At 44.3% G+C, this 18,649-nt stretch carries 12 protein-coding genes and 1 pseudogene; 6 read left to right on the forward strand and 7 right to left on the reverse strand.

Annotation, left to right across the window (positions count from 1 at the left end):
- The 3 genes and pseudogenes from F6J94_RS13595 to F6J94_RS13605 form a co-directional block, all read right to left on the reverse strand.
- Window positions 1-462 (reverse strand): annotated as a pseudogene (locus F6J94_RS13595) (efflux RND transporter periplasmic adaptor subunit); the annotation flags it as partial.
- A gap of 524 nt (window positions 463-986) precedes the next feature.
- Entirely contained in the window at window positions 987-2,921 is a 1,935-nt protein-coding gene (gene uvrC / locus F6J94_RS13600; protein WP_293040857.1) for an excinuclease ABC subunit UvrC, read from the reverse strand.
- Between the two features lie 365 nt (window positions 2,922-3,286).
- Window positions 3,287-3,664, reverse strand: coding sequence for a response regulator (locus F6J94_RS13605; RefSeq protein WP_293019174.1), 378 nt, complete (start codon window positions 3,662-3,664; stop codon window positions 3,287-3,289).
- A 141-nt stretch (window positions 3,665-3,805) separates the two neighbouring features.
- On the opposite strand from F6J94_RS13605, the gene F6J94_RS13610 reads away from it, so the two are divergent.
- Window positions 3,806-4,588 carry an ABC transporter permease gene (locus tag F6J94_RS13610; protein WP_293040860.1) on the forward strand — a complete coding sequence of 261 codons (783 nt, stop codon included), beginning with the start codon at window positions 3,806-3,808 and terminating at the stop codon, window positions 4,586-4,588.
- 30 nt (window positions 4,589-4,618) lie between these two features.
- Here the strand turns inward: F6J94_RS13610 and F6J94_RS13615 are convergent, their stop codons facing one another.
- Window positions 4,619-6,025, reverse strand: coding sequence for an asparagine synthetase B (locus F6J94_RS13615; RefSeq protein ID WP_293040863.1), 1,407 nt, complete (start codon window positions 6,023-6,025; stop codon window positions 4,619-4,621).
- A 74-nt stretch (window positions 6,026-6,099) separates the two neighbouring features.
- Between F6J94_RS13615 and F6J94_RS13620 the strand changes: the two genes are divergently transcribed.
- On the forward strand, window positions 6,100-6,222 hold the full coding sequence (locus tag F6J94_RS13620; RefSeq protein WP_293040866.1) for a hypothetical protein: 123 nt from the start codon (window positions 6,100-6,102) through the stop codon (window positions 6,220-6,222).
- A gap of 600 nt (window positions 6,223-6,822) precedes the next feature.
- On the opposite strand, the gene gnd is transcribed toward F6J94_RS13620, so the two are convergent.
- A complete protein-coding gene (gene gnd / locus F6J94_RS13625; protein WP_293040869.1) occupies window positions 6,823-8,256 on the reverse strand; it encodes a decarboxylating NADP(+)-dependent phosphogluconate dehydrogenase in 1,434 nt (477 codons plus the stop codon).
- A gap of 123 nt (window positions 8,257-8,379) precedes the next feature.
- On the opposite strand from gnd, the gene F6J94_RS13630 reads away from it, so the two are divergent.
- The 4 genes from F6J94_RS13630 (at window position 8,380) to ileS (ending at window position 14,717) form a co-directional block, all read left to right on the forward strand.
- Window positions 8,380-9,321: a nucleoside hydrolase gene (locus F6J94_RS13630; protein ID WP_293040871.1), complete on the forward strand. Its 942-nt coding sequence runs from the start codon at window positions 8,380-8,382 to the stop codon at window positions 9,319-9,321.
- A 334-nt stretch (window positions 9,322-9,655) separates the two neighbouring features.
- Complete coding sequence (locus F6J94_RS13635) at window positions 9,656-10,681, forward strand: ABC transporter permease (protein ID WP_293040874.1); 1,026 nt, start codon at window positions 9,656-9,658, stop codon at window positions 10,679-10,681.
- Between the two features lie 158 nt (window positions 10,682-10,839).
- The gene (locus tag F6J94_RS13640) at window positions 10,840-11,562 is read left to right on the forward strand and encodes a Ycf66 family protein (RefSeq protein WP_293040877.1); all 723 of its coding nucleotides are present in this window, start codon (window positions 10,840-10,842) and stop codon (window positions 11,560-11,562) included.
- Window positions 11,563-11,837: 275 nt separating this feature from the next.
- The gene (gene ileS, locus F6J94_RS13645) at window positions 11,838-14,717 is read left to right on the forward strand and encodes an isoleucine--tRNA ligase (protein ID WP_293040880.1); all 2,880 of its coding nucleotides are present in this window, start codon (window positions 11,838-11,840) and stop codon (window positions 14,715-14,717) included.
- Between the two features lie 107 nt (window positions 14,718-14,824).
- Here the strand turns inward: ileS and F6J94_RS13650 are convergent, their stop codons facing one another.
- Window positions 14,825-15,742 (reverse strand): ParA family protein, encoded by a 918-nt coding sequence (locus F6J94_RS13650; protein WP_293040884.1) that lies wholly within the window; start codon window positions 15,740-15,742, stop codon window positions 14,825-14,827.
- 408 nt (window positions 15,743-16,150) lie between these two features.
- Window positions 16,151-17,872, reverse strand: a complete 1,722-nt coding sequence (locus F6J94_RS13655) for a vanadium-dependent haloperoxidase (protein ID WP_293040888.1) — start codon at window positions 17,870-17,872, stop codon at window positions 16,151-16,153.
- Window positions 17,873-18,649: the final 777 nt, after the last annotated feature.

The following is an 18,649-nucleotide window of genomic DNA, read 5'->3' on the forward strand; positions in this document are numbered from 1 at the left end:
TCTACCAATAACTTCTAGGGTACGGTTAACTGTGGTGGTTTTTACGTCTGCCACCGTAACAGTTTGAGCAGGTACAGCAGAGGGGACAGCCCCAGGGGTTTCAGCAGAGGGGACAGCCGCAGGGGTTTGAACAGTTTCAGCAGGGGAATCGGTTTTTTGAACCTTTGGAGCTGTCCCGATCAATCGCATTCCTAGCAAGGTCAGCATAATGCCTATACCCATGGCCATCACTAAAGTACCTGCTCCTAATGTCAAGGAGTTTTGGGATTGACTAGTCCCGGATCTGGGTAATGATGAGGCTGAATCCTCCTGTTGGTGATTAGCTTGGTGATTAGGTTGCTGATCTGGCTGACTGATAGTGCCAGAGCCATTCCGCTGAGATCTCTGTTGGTGATTAGGCTCAGTGATAGTGCCAGAGCCATTCCGCTGAGATCTGTGTTCATCTAAAGTGTTTCGGGTCATGGTTATTCCCCTGTTACTGGTAGTGTTGGGTAGTTTTGTTGCAGAAGGATAATTTTTGTGGCTTCATTATTAATATAACTTAAAAATTGTTAACTAAAAAAGTATTAGGACCTGAGCTGATACTGTCTATCCATGTTTGATTTTTAATAAAATAAGATGTATAATGGATAATCAGATAATTTAGTCACCGATTCAGCCCTCCCCAACATCGACATCAGCAAAGCATCCGCGAGAGCAATATAAAAAAGCCCACATAAAGAAAGTCCACAGAAAACGGTGCTCCCTTGGAGCCGCTACGGGAACGCAAAATCTGCAAGTCCCTTGATTCAAACTAATTACAGAGTCAACCTACTTAGAGATTGATACCGCAAGGTTTATATCTTCGGGCTAATTGACAGATTAGACTAGATTGTTTCAGTTTTTGTTTGAGTTGTTGCCTCAGTTTTTGTCTAACATTTTCCTATGTTTGCTGACCTCTCAAAGTCTAGCAATGATGATATAATCGACTTTTTAAAGAGGTCTAGTCATGGGTGGAAGTAGTGATAAATTTCCTTAGATAAATGCAAACCAATGCCTGGTACTTCAGCAAGCTGTTTAACCGATGCGTTGCGAATATAATCAATGGAGTTAAAGTGAGCCAATAGCTGTTTTTGCCGCTGAAATCCTAATCCAGGAATCTCATCTAAACGGGAACGATGTAACTGACTACTTCTTTGTTTCCGATGAAAATTCACCGCAAAGCGATGAGCCTCATCTCTAACCCTGCGCAAAAGTTGCACCCCTGGTTGCTCGGGATCAGTGGCTAGGGGCAATGGCTCCCCTGGTAAAAATAGTTCTTCGTACTGTTTAGCTATGCTTACCACAGGCACTTCTTCTTGTAAATTTAGCTCTTGCAATACTGCTACAACTGCTGATAGCTGTCCTTTTCCGCCATCAATCATTACCAAATCAGGCCAATCTTTTCTGAGTGTTGATTGTTGATTGTTAATTGTTGAGTGTTGATTGTTGATTGTTGAGCTAATACTATCTGCTAGTTCTGGTTCGAGTTGACTTTTTTTGAAGCGACGGCGAATCACCTCAGCAAGGCTAGCAAAATCATCGGAGTGACCGACAGTAATATTAGGATTTTTGATCTTGTAGTGACGGTAGTGCTGCTTGGCTGGTGTGCCATCTAGAAACACTACCTGAGAAGCCACTGCATTGCTGCCCTGGATGTGGGAAATGTCATACCCTTCTATGCGCCGTGGTAAATCCGGTAAGTCGAGAATGTTAGCTAAATCCTGCATGGCTTTGGTGTTGCGGTCAACCAATCGCTGGGTGCGTTCCAGTTCATAGTTAGCATTGCGCTTGACCATTTCAATCAGTTCAGCTTTGGTTTGCCGTTGGGGGGTGAGTATAGTTACATTTCGACCTTTGCGCACGCTCAAATAGTCAGCCAACATCTCCCCATCGGGTAACGGGTGTTGCACCAAAATTTCTGTAGGGATTTCTACAGCATCAGCAGTTTGGTAATGCTCTTCTAAAACCCGTTGTAAAATGGCTCCGAGTTCTATTGGCCCATTCCCTTGAGGGGCTACATCGGCAAAAAATCCCAAGCGCCCGACTAAGTGACCAGCACGGATCTGAAATAGTTGGATGCAAGCATGTTTGGCATCAGCAGCTAGTGCGATCGCATCTCGTGATACAGTATCGTCAGGTAAGGCTACTTTTTGGTCTGTACTCAGGGACTTAAGTCCAGTAATCTGATCCCTAATCCGCGCTGCTAGCTCAAAGTTAAGGGATTCTGCTGCTTGTTCCATATTGGCCGTCAGCATCTCAATTAGTTCCCCAGTACGCCCTTGAAAAACCATCGCGATTTTCTGGATGGTTTGACGGTACTCTTCCGGTGTGATTAGTTTTTGACACACACCAGGACAACGACCTAAATCATAGTTAAGGCAAGGACGGTCTTTAAACAGAGGTTTAGGGCGTTGCCGGATGGGGAAAAGCTGTTTGACCAGAGCTAAAGTATTGCGCAATAACTTGACATCGACATAGGGACCATAGTATTTATCCTGTTTATTCCCCATGCGCCGCTTACGGGTAATGAAGATACGGGGATAATCCTCTGACCAAGTAATGACAACATAGGGATACTTCTTATCATCCTTGAGCAGTACGTTGTAGTAAGGTTGGTGCTGCTTAATCAGATTCGCTTCCAGCGCTAGGGCTTCCGCTTCCGTATCGGTTACGATGAATTCAATATCAGTAACCTGTGCCACCATCATTGCAATGCGAGGACTCAAGGGTTGGGAGTCACGGAAATAGGAACGGACTCGCGTACGCAATTTTCGGGATTTGCCGATGTAAATAATACTAGCGCTATGGTCACGCATTAAATAAATCCCTGGTTCTAGGGGAATTTCTTTTAATCGACTTTCCAAGGGTTCTGAATCTTGGATTAATGGCTTAGAACTCATCAGATACATTTAACCCAGTATTTCCGCCCCATAGCGGTCAGCCGTGTATGGCACGCCAATTGTTAATTGATGAGGAGGTATCTCTCTTTGCTTTGACGGAAAATCCTAAAAGCGCTTTTACTTAACAACCAAGGCATTTACTACAGAACAACTTAACCGTTGTTTGATACTTCAATGCATCAAAGCTAAATTATTGTTTCTGGAGTCTTGATCACAGACTCCCAATCAATAGCTTGAATGGCTGTTAGGGCAATTATACCAGATACTTCCAAGACTTTCCGGAAACTTTCTACAGAATTATTGATTAGAACGTGCTAGTCAATGGTCTGTGGTCAACTGTTTGTTGTTACTTGCCATGATTACCACTAGGTTTGCTTGTTTTCCGCTAGCCGATTTGAGATCACATCCAGGAATTTATCCACATTAAATGGCTTCAGAATATAGTCATGAATGCCTAGTTCTCTGATCTTCTGAATATTGCTGCGATCTGCACTAGCTGTAAGAAACATAAAAGGAATTTTGGCTGTGGCTGGATCTTGCCGTAGTGCCTCCAATACCCCATATCCATCTAGTTCAGGCATCATTACATCACACAGAATCAAATCTGGCGGTTCTTTTTGAACCAACTGTACACCTTCAACACCATTTTCAGCACCCAAAGCGTCAAACCCTTCAATTTCAAGGAGTTCGATCAGATTTTCTCGAATAAAAATCTCGTCCTCAATTACCAAGATTTTATTCATTATTATCCTGTTGAACCTAACTGTTAAAATTTATATCTTATCAGAACCTTATAATAAAATCCAATTATACGGCATAGTTGGTACATTAGCCCCATGGGATACTATTGGGTGTAGCCCAAGTTTGATCGACAGCCCAACCAAATGAAAAGATATATGAGTGTACTCCAGTTGTTCTGGAGTACGGCCCTCACTGCTGAACTGGAATATCGGCTAAATTTTGCGATCGCTACCTTGAGCAGCCTAGGAAACCTGGCTGGTAGCCTATTTGGTCTATTCTTGTTTTACCGCACTGGCTACACCTTTTCTGGCTGGAATTGGGAAGAAGCGCTGGTCATACTAGGCATATTCACATTACTGCAGGGATTTTCTGGCACATTCCTGATTCCCAATCTCAACCGGATTGTGGATCACGTCGAGCAAGGAACCCTCGATTTTATCCTACTCAAGCCCATTAGTTCTCAGTTCTGGCTGTCTTGGCGAAGTGTCAGCCCTTGGGGGTTACCAGACTTAATCTTCTCAATTATAGTAATAGCCTACGCTGGTACACGCCTAGACTTAGATATCAGCAACTATCTGTTAAGTGTAGTGCCATTGTGTTTTGGGTTGACTAGCCTCTACAGCATCTGGTTTATGCTAGGAGCAACGAGCATTTGGTTTGTCAAAATCTACAATGTCACCGCTGTTCTGCGCAGTATGCTAGAAGCTGGTCGGTATCCCATTGTAGCTTATCCGGCTAGCTATCGGTTCTTCTTTACCTTTGTAGTGCCAGTGGCGTTCCTGACTACAGTCCCAGCAGAAGTGATGTTGAATCGCAGTGATACCTTTTGGGTAGTAGGTTCCGGTATTCTAGCCCTAGGATTGCTGTTTGCTTCTGGGATCTTTTGGCAGTTTGCCCTGCGTTTTTATACCAGTGCTTCTAGTTAGCTTGATTCTTGCGAATCAAGCTAAGATGGGTCATTCCATAACTTCTTGGTGCCAGATAGCAAAAGTTAGCAGTGACCAAATTTGGCGGCTATTACCAGGTTGGTAGTCTTTTATCAAGTTACAAACTTCCGGTTTAAAAATACCTGTTTCTGGCAATGTTTTAATTAACGCGCCAACATCTTCCCAGAGATAATCTTTGAGCCAAGAACCAAAAGGCGATCGCCAACCATACTTTTTCCGCTTTTGTACTACTTTTGGCAATAAATCTGAGAAAGTCGCTCTCAGCAGTTGCTTATCTTTTTGCCAGCCCACTTTCCTGGCAAAGGGAATAGACATGGCATATTCAACAAATTGGTAATCTAAAAAAGGAGTCAGGGATTCGAAACCTGCTGGCGTACTTGTTTTATATGTCTTGATGCGATTTGATTCTTCAATATCCAACTTCAAATCCATGTAGAGCAGGGCATCGTGGTTGCTAGTAATGTGATTGTTGGAGAGCAAACTTTTTAATAGTTCCTGATATATCGAGTCTATGACTCCGGTATCTGTAGCGTATTCTCCCTGTAAGAGCTGATTAAATTCTCCCTTGCCGTAGGTAAACCAAGTACTTAATCTTTCTACAGTTAAGGGTGCTAAGTCAACTCTTCTAAAAGCTGTAGGATTAAAGTGATCTTTTACTGGCCATTTGTTTCTGTTGGCATAGGCTAAGTTGCGCAACCACTTAGGTAATTTTTGCAAGAGGCTAATCTGCATATCTAATAGATGGCGCGGCTCACCTCCCAAGATGGCATCACTGCCATCCCCAGTCATTACTACTGCAATTCCTTGCTCCTTAAGCCATTCAGCCAGCAAGAGCATGGTGACGTTAATCTGGTTACCATGAGGCTCACCATAATTTCTCACACAACGCCGCAGTGTGCCGATTAAATCTTGTCTCCCAGAGATCATCAGCTGACTATGTTTGGTACCAAAATGGGCACTCACTGCTTTAGCAACATCAGCATCAGAGTTACACTGATTCGGATTTGTGTTCCAGATTTCAGCATCAAGGGAACCAATTTCAAAGGCTGTAGAAAAGGTGTGAACTGGTTCTTTTGAGAGTTTGCTCATCATCCCCACAACCAGGGTAGAGTCTAAACCACCACTCAGAAGTGCTGCGGGAGAAAAATCACTGTTGCGATCTAAGCGACGCTTTACCGCCAACTCAAACCGCGAGCGAAGATTGTCTCTGATTTCTGCTTCTGGCGTACTCTGCAATGTTGCGACTTGCTGGAGTTGCCAGTAGTGATGTAGCTGCGGTGTTTTTCCGGCTTCAATGATTAAACTATGAGCAGGTTGTAGCTTTTTTACCCCCTTAACTAGGCTCAAGGGAGAAGGAACGTATCCAAAAACCAGGTAGGATTGCAACCCTTGAGGGTCCACAGCTTTGGAAACCACAGGGTGTTCTAGGATTGCCTTGAGTTCTGAAGCAAAAATGAAAGTAGAGTGTAGCTCATCGAAGAAGTAATATAGTGGTTGCTCCTTTGTTGGTTTTACAGGGAATCAAAGCAGCAACGAAAAAAGCGATGCTCCTTTTCCGTAGCGTGGCCTTTTGGCCAAGGAGCCGCTACGCGATTTGCCGTAGGCCACGCTAAAAGCGATCGCAAAAATTACGGATCACCCGCTATATCAAGTCCGGTTAAATACCCATAATTAAGCGGAGGGTGGGGAGTTTGGGGAGTTTGGGGCAGACGCGGGAATATGGGGAGATGAGGGAGATTTTGATTAAGGGTGATTATCCTGAGATGATATGAGGAGTCAGAATAATTGATCTGCCAATAATTTTGAAGAGAAATTGGCTTGGGAATCCACCCAACGCAAACCAATCTAAATCTAAATTAGTAGATTTAAAAATCGTCTATTTTGTGCTGTTATAGCAATGGCTGTAATGGTGTTTATAAATTAAAATTACGTTCGCGTAGCGTGGCCTTTTACCCAAGAAATGTAGGGCAATAAATTATGCTGTACTCAACTATTTTTTGATTAGTTGCTAAGGCAAAGCATCGGGTCTATGACCTGATCAAATCAAAAGAAATCATGGTCGCCCAAATGCTTTGCCCCTAAAGCAGTAATAAGGTTTTATAGAGGTTTTTAGCCTAATGAGGTACACAGGAGTTTTTCCCTGTTCCCTGTTCCCTGTTCCCTGTTCCCTAAAACCAGGAAATCTGTACCTCACAAAACTTAAAAACGCTATACTACGCTTGTGAACTCAATCCCATCCAATCGGTGTGGAAGAACTCACCCCTGGGTTTATCCAGGCGCTCGTAGGTATGAGCACCAAAGTAGTCGCGCTGTGCTTGGGTCAGGTTTTGGGGTAAGCGATCGCGTCGGTAACTGTCGAAATAATCTAGGGATGCACTAAAAGCAGGCACTGGAATCCCTAATTTGTTTGATACCGCTAGCACTTCTCGCCAACCATCCTGACGATCCAAAATTGTTTGCTTAAACTCAGGAGCTAACAAGAGATTGGGGAGTTGGGGATTTTGGTTGAAGGCATTCTTAATCTTATCCAAGAAGCCAGCTCGAATGATACAACCTCCTTTCCAAATCCGGGCAACTTCACTCAAGTTCAGATTGTAGTTAAACTCTTCCGATGCCCGACTCAACAGTGCCATTCCCTGAGCATAGGAACACATCTTAGAGCAATAGAGAGCATCGCGGACTTTGGTAATAAATGCTTTGACATCGCCATCATACTTGCCCACAGGACCAGTGATTTCCTTAGCTGCTGCTACCCGCTGATCCTTAAAAGAGGAAATGACACGAGCATTGACTGCAGCGTAGATGGTAGGAATTGACACCCCTAGTTCTAGGGAACTAACTACAGTCCACCGTCCAGTGCCCTTTTGTCCAGCAGCATCAAGAATCATCTCCACTAAGGGCAGATTCGTTTCTGGATCAATGTATTTGAAGATATCCGCTGTAATTTCAATCAAAAAGGAATTTAGCTCATCAGTGGTGTTCCATTCAGCAAATACCTCATGTAGCTGCTTGTGATCTAGTCCCAAGGCATTTTTCAGTACATCGTAGGCTTCAGCAATTAGTTGCATGTCGCCATACTCAATGCCATTGTGTGCCATCTTAACGTAGTGACCAGCACCACCGGGACCAATGTAGGTCACACAGGGACCATCATCAACCTGAGCGGCAATTTTGACCAAAATTGGTTCTAAATCCTTGTATGCCGATGAAGTACCACCAGGCATTAAACTCGGACCATTGAGCGCTCCTTCTTCACCACCACTGACGCCCATGCCAACAAATCCTAATCCTGTGGCTTCTAAATCCTTGGTCCGCCGCTCGGTATCTTGGTACAGAGAATTGCCACCATCAATGATCATATCTCCTGGCTCTAGGAGAGGTTTGAGTTGCTCAATAACTGCATCAACTGGCTTCCCTGCTTTCACCATCACTAGGATTTTGCGGGGTCGCTCTAGAGCTTGAACAAACTCTTCCAAGGAATAAGCGGCTTTCACATCCTTGCCCTGAGCTCGCTCAGCCATAAATTTCTCGGTTTTGGCAGCAGTCCGGTTGTATACTGCGATTGGGAAACCACGACTTTCTACATTAAGCGCGAGGTTTTCCCCCATTACAGCCAAACCAATTACCCCAAAGGTCCGTTGTGTCATAAAAATCTCCGCCAGTTTTGCTGTAGTAGTTGTCTAGGGTGGATTTACTCCCAGGTTAGCCCGATATTTTGGGTTGTTGCCTAAAGAAGACATTAAGAGTTGTGGTAGTAATGCCATTAAGAAATGCTACATTCAGATATGCGGAAATTCCTGATTGATACCGATACCGCTTCCGATGATGCGGTTGCACTCCTGATGGCACATCGTTGGCCAGATGTCCAGGTTGAAGCGATTAGTATAGTTAGCGGAAATGTACCTGTGGAACAGGGGGCAAAAAACGCCCTGTATACCCTCCAGATGTGCGGCGCATCCACCCCTGTTTACCTTGGCTGCCCTAAACCCATGCTCCGCCCATGCAAATATGCTTACCGATTCCATGGTGAAGATGGTATGGGTAACATGCACTACCCTGATCCCCAGGCTAAACCCCAGCTAGCTCATGGTGTGGATGTCATCATCGATACTATTAAGAGCAATCCCAGAGAGATCACCTTAGTAACTTTAGGACCACTGACTAATATTGCGATCGCATTACTTCGTGCCCCAGAAATAGCCTACCTAGTAAAGCGTTGCGTAATCATGGGTGGAGCCGCTAATGTGGTGGGCAACGTCACCCCAGCTGCGGAATATAACATTTGGGTAGACCCAGATGCCGCTAAAATTGTCTTTCACAGTGGCATGCCCATGGAAATGGTCGGTTGGGAATTAAGCCGTGCTCAAGCAGCATTGCTCCCCGATGAGATCGCACAAATCAAAAGCTTAGGCACAGGCTTAGCAAATTTTTTTGTAGACTGCAATGCTAGCGCCTTAGAAGCTAGTATTAAGATTCAACATTCCCCTGGCTTAACCCTTGCTGATCCTGTAGCGATGGCAGTGGCTCTCGACCCAACCATCATAACCAGGCAAGGTAAATACTACGTGGAGGTAGAAACAGTAAGCGAACTCACCCGTGGTCAAACTGTAGTGGATGAGCTGGGAGTACTCAACCAAACACCAAACATGAATGTAATCTGGTCTATCGATGCACCCCGATGGAAAGAACATTTATACCGTTGCTTGGGATAATTGTTAATTAGCTCTGTTTCAAGAGTGGTCAATTTTGATCAAAAAAGGAATTTATAATTTATAATTTATAATTTATAATTGATTTAAAAAATAATTATATACCCTATAATTTTCGATATTTTATCATAATAAATTAATTATATGTAAAAGCTTTGAAATAAAGGATTATCAATAGTTTAAAAAGCAACTTAAACTTTTATAAAATTAGCTTTTCATTAAGCAACAATGTCTTTCAAGATACCAAGTTAATCAAAAACTACTTGATCAAAAGTTCCCGATTCCCGATTCCCGATTCCCGATTCCCGATTGCTTATGTCCCGATTCCCGATTGCTTATGTCCCGTGCTAAAGCCCTAAAATACTACATAATAATCCGTCTTCTCCTAGCGCCCCTGATGCTATGGACCATTACCACCCTAGTATTTCTTCTGCTCAGAGCTACCCCAGGAGATCCGGTAGATGCTGTATTAGGGAATCGTGCTCCAGATAGGGTTAAAGAAGACTACCGACAACAATTAGGATTAGCTGACCCGTTGTGGTTGCAGTATATTCGCTACTTAGGATCCTTGCTACGTTTAGACCTAGGTACCTCAATCACTAGCCAAGGTCAAAAAGTCTGGGAGATTATTCAACAACATTTCCCCGCCACTGTTGAACTATCAGTATGCGGCATGGCCATAGCGTTCTTAGTTGGTATAGGAGTCGGTACTTTAGCGGCATCCCGCAGCGGAACAGTTTGGGATGTAGGGGGTAGATTATTTGGCATTATTACTTACTCCATCCCTCTGTTTTGGATGGGGATGGTGGTGCAGTTAATTTTCTCTGTTCAGCTGGGTTGGTTTCCCATCGGTACTCGCTATCCCATTACCCTAGCAACACCAGAAGGATTTACTGGTCTATATACAATAGATAGTCTCTTTAGTGGTAATTTAGTTCAGTTTTTCACTGCTATCTATTATTTAGCCTTACCCAGTATTACCTTAGGGCTGCTGTTGAGTGGCATCTTTGAACGGATTGTGCGGGTAAACTTGAAGCAAACTCTCAAGGCTGATTATGTAGAAGCGGCCAGAGCTAGAGGTATTCACGAAAGGCGGATTGTTTTTGCCCATGCCCTGAAAAATGCCATGATTCCTGTGATTACAGTGCTCGGGTTGACCTTAGCTGCTTTATTAGGTGGAGCAGTGTTGACAGAGGTAACATTCTCTTGGCCAGGGTTAGGGAATCGGTTGTATGAGGCAATTTCTGGACGGGATTACCCGACGGTGCAAGGGATTATGGTATTCTTCGCCACTATTGTGGTAATCGCAAGTATTGCCATTGATATTGTTAATGCTTTGATTGACCCCCGTATTCGGTACTAATCGCAATTGTTTAAAGTAGGAGTACTCAAACCCCACACTATACTGGGTAAAGTGAGTGTGGTGAAGCTTAGATGAGTGATTAATTGATAGATAATTTGTATATGAGGCAACATTTTGCTTCATGATGAGTAAAGAAGCACGTAAGGAGTACTCCGAAAATGCTGGCATACCTCTTGGCGTTAGTTATTGCTCTTGGTAGCTTAGTCTTTTACCTAGCTGCCTTCTTTTTACCAGAGGTCCATCGTAAATATGACTTTATCTGGAGTGGAGTTGGATTATTCTACGCTCTAGTGTTATGGATTTGTGCTGGACGCATTACTGGCGGCGTCTTAATCGGTCAAATTGCGGGTGTATCGTTGGTAGGCTGGTTGGGTTGGCAAACCTTGACCTTGCGACGAGCCTTGATACCGGTTGAACAACAAACCCCTATCCCAAGTCAAGCTGAATTTATCACCAAGATTCAAGAAATACTGCCACTTGAGTCATTAAAAGGGCTACTAGCTAAAGTAACTGGCTTTTTTGGCAATCTTTTGGGCAAACGCCAAGACTCAGGCCGAACTCCTGCTGTACCGGCAGATACCACCATGGCGTCGCCCACCCAGGAAACTAATCCTAAAACTGCCCAACCAAGCCCTGCAGCGGATCAAGCAACTACGGTACCATCCACTACCCAAGAAGCGGTTTTAGAAACAGATGACACTAAAACCTCAGATTCCGCTGAAACGACTCCCCCTAAGACAGAAACCCCCCAACCAGTAGCAGTGGCTAAGGAAGACTCACCCCCCCCACAGCCAGAGTCAAGTCAGGAGCCAGACCAGAAACCAGAAGCGATCGCACCAGAAGCAAAAGCCCCACTACCTAATAATCCCAAGGTGGAATAAAAATCGAGCGCAACATAAAAGCTACCACCAGCTTCAACCCCGAAACAACCGATTTCTAAAAAATCCCACCATTCTTCCTTGGGAAACTTGAAGGTTGGCAAGATTGCTGCCAATAAAAAGAAGAGAGATATATTATATAGATATATATCCTTTGTTGACCGTTGATTGTGTAATGTTGCCTGTAACGACTCAGCATTACACACTCAGCGGTTAACACGTTAAATTGGGTTATAGCAATCTAATCAACTGATCTACTAGAATTTCGCCTTGAAACTGTGACAGCATCCAAAAGCTATAAAGATACGGTAAATCTGCCCAAAACTGAGTTTAATATGCGGGCAAACGCTATCAAGCGAGAACCAGAACTCCAACAGTTTTGGGCAGAGCAAACTATTTATGAGCGCCTGTCACAAACTAATCCTGGCGAGATTTTCGTGTTGCATGATGGCCCCCCCTACGCCAACGGCTCTCTGCACATGGGTCACGCCATGAATAAAGTCCTCAAGGACATCATTAATAAATACCAACTGCTGCAAGGTCGCAAAGTTCGCTATGTCCCTGGTTGGGACTGTCATGGCTTGCCTATTGAGCTGAAAGTCTTGCAAGCCATGAAGCTAGAGGAGCGTCAACAGCTGACTCCGATAAAACTGCGCCGGAAAGCCAAGAAATTTGCCCTGAAAACAGTAGAGCAGCAAAGCAAAGGTTTCCAGCGCTATGGAGTATGGGGAGACTGGGAAAATCCTTACCTGACTTTAAACCCACAGTACGAAGCGGCTCAAATTGGGGTATTTGGTCAGATGGTATTGAAGGGCTACATCTACAGAGGTCTCAAGCCAGTTCACTGGAGTCCCAGTTCTAAAACAGCCCTAGCGGAAGCGGAGTTAGAATATCCGGAAGGTCATACCTCCCCAAGTATCTATGCTGCTTTCCCAATGACTAAGGCAGCGCCAGGGATAAAGGAGATCTTAGACCCATTTTTGCCAAATCTAGGTGTGGCGATCTGGACGACGACTCCGTGGACAATCCCTGGAAATTTGGCAGTAGCCGTTAATCCAGAACTGACCTATGCGGTAGTGGAAGGGGGTTCCCAAACTAACCAATCCCAATTCTTATTAGTAGCAGCGGATTTGGTAGAAAAACTATCAGCTACTCTGGAAACTCCACTTACGGTCAAAACGACTGTTAAGGGTGAGGCGTTGGAAAATTGTACTTACCAGCATCCCCTATTTGAGCGGGAAAGCAACATTGTGATTGGTGGGGATTACATCACCACTGAATCGGGTACAGGTTTAGTCCACACGGCTCCTGGTCATGGTCAAGAAGACTATGGTGTGGGTCAGCGTTATGGCTTACCTATCCTTTCGCCAGTAGATGCAGATGGGAAGTTTACGGCAGAAGCGGGACAGTTTGCTGGGTTGAATGTGCTCAAGGATGGCAATCCAGCCATCATTGAGGCACTGAACACAGCTAGATCATTGCTGAAAGAGGTACCGTATGTTCATAAATATCCTTACGATTGGCGCACTAAAAAGCCAACTATCTTTAGAGCCACAGAACAATGGTTTGCTTCAGTAGAGGGATTCCGGGATGAAGCAATAAATGCGATCGCATCCGTAAAATGGATCCCTGCCCAAGGACAAAACCGGATTACCCCGATGGTGGCGGATCGTTCCGATTGGTGCATTTCCCGCCAACGGAGCTGGGGTGTACCAATTCCGGTATTCTACGACGAAGAAACTAACGAACCCCTGCTCAATGAAGAAACCATTGCTTACGTCCAAGGCATTATTGCTGAGAAAGGTTCCGATGCCTGGTGGGAACTATCAGTAGAGGAATTGTTACCAGAATCCTATCGCAATAATGGTAAGACCTACCGCAAGGGTAACGATACCATGGATGTCTGGTTTGACTCCGGGTCCTCTTGGGCAGCTGTGGCGGAGCAACGGGAAGAATTACGCTATCCCGTGGATATTTACTTGGAAGGATCAGACCAACACCGGGGTTGGTTCCAGTCCAGCTTACTCACCAGTGTAGCTAGCAATGGCTATGCCCCCTACAAAACGGTTTTAACCCACGGCTTTGTTCTAGATGACCAAGGGCGCAAGATGAGTAAGTCTTTGGGGAATATCTTGGAACCAGCTATAATCATCGAGGGTGGTAAAAACCAGAAAAAAGAACCCCCCTACGGAGCTGATGTGCTGCGATTGTGGGTATCTTCTGTAGACTATTCCTCAGATGTTCCAATATCTCAGAGTATTCTCAAGCAACTAGCCGATGTCTATCGCAAAATTCGCAATACATCCCGTTTCCTGCTAGGCAACCTTCATGACTTTGACCCAGCGAAGCATAGGGTGCCTGTTCAGGAGTTACCGGAATTAGACCGCTACATGCTACACCGGATCACAGAGGTATTTGAAGATGTAACTGATGCCTTTGAGAGTTATCAATTCTTCCGGTTCTTCCAGAGCGTGCAGAACTTCTGTGTAGTAGACCTGTCTAACTTCTATCTTGATATTGCCAAGGATCGACTCTATATCAGTGCTCGCAACTCACCACGGCGGCGCAGTTGTCAGACAGTGCTACAAATAGCACTAGAAAATTTAGCTAAAGCGATCGCACCTGTACTCTGTCATATGGCAGAGGATATCTGGCAATACCTACCTTATCAGAAATCCCATGAATCCGTATTTGAGTCAGGTTGGGTCAAATTAGATGAGCAATGGAAAAATCCTGAACTAGCAGCGTCCTGGTCAACCTTGCGCACCATCCGCACAGAAGTCAATAAAGTACTTGAACAAGCCAGAGCGGAAAAGATGATTGGTTCATCTCTAGATGCTAAGGTCTTGCTTTATGTTAAAGATCAACAATTAAAGCAGCGCCTGGAAGCCATGAATCCTTCCGATAGCCTGAGTGGAAATCAAGTGGATGAATTGCGCTATCTGCTCTTAGCCTCTCAAGTAGAATTAGTAGATTCCCTAGAAGCTATACAAACAGCAGCCTATAGGGCTGAATCAGAAACTATAGCGCTAGGGGTAGTCAATGCAGAAGGCTTAAAATGCGATCGCTGTTGGAACTACGGTTCTAAAGTAGGTACAATTGCTGAGCATCCTACCATCTGCGAACGCTGTAATGCTGCCTTAGCTGGTAACTTCTGAGGTGACTTGTGAACTAACTTGTAAGTTATTGGTGATTTAAAGATTGCTAAGGACGGTTAGCACTATTAGCCAGATCAGGGATTGGAGATTCAACACTAATCCCTGATTTATTCATCCCTGATTTGTTCGGTAGTTTTAATTGCCCCAAGCTTAACCAAAAATTCTTCTGTCAACTTGAAGAACGCTTTAGAGCCAGCAGAATTAGGATGAGCGATAACTACAGGACTAAAACTATCCACGGCTTTAGCAACATTAACATCCATGGGAATGCGAATTTGAAAAATTTGGTTGCTATCGAAATCGTTATCAACTCGCCTCATCACTTGCTTATAGTACCTACCCATTAGTCCTCCGCCTGACAAAATAAAGATAATCCCCAACAGCTGCAAGTTAAGAGGACTATCCTGCTGATGACTTTCTTTGAGCCTGGCAATCCGTCTTTCTAGGAGTTGAATTCCTACAATAGATAAAGGTTCTGGTCTGGCTGGTAGCAGATAGAAATCACTAGCCACAATGCCACTGCGAGTCAAAAGATTGTACCCAGGAGCGCAATCTAAAATAATAAAGTCATAGTTAGGGATAATCGGCTCTAATATCCCTTTGATTAATAGACTTTCAAAGCGGCTCCAAACCTTACTAAATTCCACCTCCCCTTCCTGAACAGATTGCTTATGGAGTAGATCAGAAACTACATATTCATCATAAAGCTCAATATCTCCTGGCAATAAATCCAATCCTTTGATATCACAATTATCAGTTTGAATAATATCCTCAATTGTTAAGCGACTGCGATAGCTAGGTTTAGTGACTTTGTCGATTAATCGACTTAATGTCCGCCTCCCTTTTCTAGCTTTAGCAAATGCTTGGGGCTGCATTAAGCTCAAGGTTCCACTAATTTGGGTATCTAAATCGACCACCAAAACCCGCTTATTATGATTTTTGGCTAAGCAAGTCGCCAAATTGACGGTGAGGGTGGTTTTGCCCACACCACCTTTCATATTGACTGTACTAATGACTAATCCCATTTATGAACGTGATCTTGCCATGACACTATTTATCATCATTCAGTATTATTGGTTACTAGGCAAGAATTCTGATGGATTACTATGATTTACCCTTGGGCAGTCCGCAATCATCGGGTAAGTTGTCGAGAGTTATACTGGAATCCTCGGTTGAATCCTCAACTGATGTCATCGTTGTGTATCGTGGTGATTGTATTAGAGAATTCAGTTGCCAGAGCCAGATTTGTTTTGTATCCTAGCTGAAATCCCCCCAAAATTGGGGGGATTTCAGCTAGGGAAAAGGTATTTGGCGAAACCTGAACTGTTATGAAACCTTTTCCCTTTTCTTTTTTTAGGTTAATCAGAAACCAAGGGTTTCTAAACTTCCCTTGGGAAGATTTTTAGATAATGTTAGTGAGATTGATGGTGAGATTAATTTCCCCGTTTTCCTTTGAGCATGGAAGCAGCACCAAACGCACCAAATACTAACATACCCAATACAGAAGTAGGCTCGGGAACTTTCACACCACCATTGATGAAGAATAAGGTCCGGTCATAGACCTTGCCACCAACGTCTCGGCCTAACTGTCTGCCGAGTAAATCTCCATCATCGAAGTGAATGCCACCGTAGATGCGAGAAATACCAGCTTCATCAGAAGCATCGGAAAATGTCTCCCAAAATAGGGTGACTTCATCCGTAGGAGTCAAACCAGGTTCAAAACGAGAGGCACCAGGGGCAAAGGTTACTGAATTGCCGAATTCATCACTACCGGTAAATAGCTTGAAAATTTCAGCCGCAGAAGCACTGAAAGCACTATGTCCTGAGGTGAATTCCGCAAAGGGAGGGGATGGATCGGCACCAGGAGTTTGGTAGGTAATGAAATCACTGGCTAATAGCCTTACGGTTCCTAGTCCTGGTCCACCATAGGATTCGATGGCAAAGCCTCCCAAATCCTCATCGAATTCACCAATTAAGCCCAGCTCACCGAGTTCGCGAATGGCTCGGACGGGACGAGTATAGTCGTAGAAAACTTTTGCTTCCCAAGTAGCAATACCAGCATCCAAAACCGCATTCCCCAGACCAAAGTAAAGTTGGATATCTTCATCTAGGGTTTGGTCATCCCGTTCCGAGATGAATGAACCAAAACCCATCCAAGTTCCAGGAGGGTAAGGAGTGCCAGAGGGGTCTTCCCAAAACTCAGCTACTAGTTTTTGCTCATCGGTGAGATTAGCGCTAACCTCAATGAGCCGTTCAGCTTGCTCGATAAACCCAGGGTTAACAACGTCAGTATTAACCTCGCCGTCTTCGTTAACCAGACTAACCTCTGTGCCATCCTCAAGAGTGACAGTACGTTCCTCCCGATTCAGAGTACCCTCTACAAGCAGAAAAGGTTCTGGTGCTGGTGGTCTAAATTCAGACCCAGAGCTCAAGGCAAAGGGAGTAACGTTGCCCCACTGGGGAGTAAGAAACCGTTGCAGTCTGGCATCCGGGCTGTCAATTGGTACCCGCTCTGGTGTCCAGCGAGTGATATCGACGATGTTATCGGGACCGTTGACGGGCTGATAGCCAGTGGTATCGGAGTAAGGAACACCAAGTGTACCCCTCGGGTCATCCCCTAACTGGTTGGAACCATCCTGACGTCGGAACTGCAATAAGCTGTTGGCTACTGTGTTACCAACTTCGGTAGCAGTAGGGATAGAAGCAGAGTTGCTAGCAAGCGATCGCAGATCAGTCAGAAGGGCATCGAAGGAAGCAACTTCAGAAGGAAAAAGATCCGAGAGGACACTATGAGCCGCATAGCTAATCGCTAGGGACTTATTTTCCAGGGTGTTTTCAATATCAGGACGTTGCAGAGTATCCCCAAGAGTGGTACTAATCGGCGTTCCTTCATAAGCCGACCAGGCATCGTACATAGCAGTACCCAAGATGCCATAAGCCCGGGAGGCTCCTGTTGGTCCCAATGGCGGGTTATTTTCTACTGCCCTTAAGGCTTGATCCACCCAGAGATTAGCGCTGTTGTCTAGTGTTAGCTCTATGGCTTGTGCTGGTAAGCCCAGGGATAGCCCTGCGGTTGTTACTCCAATGGTTAGGAGCGAGGATAGATGCTGCCGTTTTTTCAGCCCTTGATGGTGAGCCGAAAATAAATTTTTCATATTTACACCCGTGACTGGTTGTTTTTCAAAAGACCTTTTGCAAAAGTCAATTTCTACGAGGTAACTACAGTAGTTATCACCCTGTTGTTGGCTTTTTATGCAAGAGGTCTAAAAATTGGACGGTAGATTGAAAGGTAGCCAAACGTCGTTGCCGATCGGATTGGTTACCTAGGAAAAAGCAATGATGAGATGATGTCGTCTCACCAATTTAGGAGAAAATTTAGGATAAATAGTCTCCCCAGAACACTATAGGTAACAACACGGACGTCTTGCCGTTGAATCAAGTACCAAAACAGACTAGCTACTCTGGCCATAAACTCCTTAGATCTGTTTGATTAATTAGAGTCTCTGGGAGTTATCCGTACTTGATCCATAGGTCAAAATCTGTGCCTGGAGTAAAATCCCTCATTTATCATCCGTCTATTCACTTACAATGTCAATCGTCATCCGTAAAATTATTGATAACTTTAAAAAAGTTTCACAAAAGATATCCGTATTTTCACAAGTTAGTTAACTTAAAATAATTATGATTATCAAAAAAAACTAAAATATGGTAAACGGGGGCAGAATGCCGACCATGATTAGCTCAATTACCCAGATGCTATAACCATTGATAGATAAGGTTTACAGCCTTAAGTTGGTAGCAATTATTAATCACGTTTTTCTGATTGATTAGATTTGGGCAACCTCATGGTCATGATCTTCACAAATTAGTCTAGTATTTTCACAAGAAAAATACCTGGTCATAATCAGAGCTACCAACTTAAGGCTGTAAAC

This window comes from Moorena sp. SIO1F2 (genome assembly GCF_010672755.1).
Taxonomy (GTDB): Bacteria; Cyanobacteriota; Cyanobacteriia; order Cyanobacteriales; family Coleofasciculaceae; genus Moorena.

Excerpts from the sequence above, each read along its gene's own strand:
- uvrC (WP_293040857.1), bottom strand. The coding sequence starts at position 2,921 with ATGAGTTCTAAGCCATTAATCCAAGATTCAGAACCCTTGGAAAGTCGA.
- F6J94_RS13605 (WP_293019174.1), bottom strand. The coding sequence starts at position 3,664 with ATGAATAAAATCTTGGTAATTGAGGACGAGATTTTTATTCGAGAAAAT.
- F6J94_RS13610 (WP_293040860.1), top strand. The coding sequence starts at position 3,806 with ATGAAAAGATATATGAGTGTACTCCAGTTGTTCTGGAGTACGGCCCTC.
- gnd (WP_293040869.1), bottom strand. The coding sequence starts at position 8,256 with ATGACACAACGGACCTTTGGGGTAATTGGTTTGGCTGTAATGGGGGAA.
- F6J94_RS13630 (WP_293040871.1), top strand. The coding sequence starts at position 8,380 with ATGCTACATTCAGATATGCGGAAATTCCTGATTGATACCGATACCGCT.
- F6J94_RS13635 (WP_293040874.1), top strand. The coding sequence starts at position 9,656 with ATGTCCCGTGCTAAAGCCCTAAAATACTACATAATAATCCGTCTTCTC.
- F6J94_RS13640 (WP_293040877.1), top strand. The coding sequence starts at position 10,840 with ATGCTGGCATACCTCTTGGCGTTAGTTATTGCTCTTGGTAGCTTAGTC.
- F6J94_RS13650 (WP_293040884.1), bottom strand. The coding sequence starts at position 15,742 with ATGGGATTAGTCATTAGTACAGTCAATATGAAAGGTGGTGTGGGCAAA.
- F6J94_RS13655 (WP_293040888.1), bottom strand. The coding sequence starts at position 17,872 with ATGAAAAATTTATTTTCGGCTCACCATCAAGGGCTGAAAAAACGGCAG.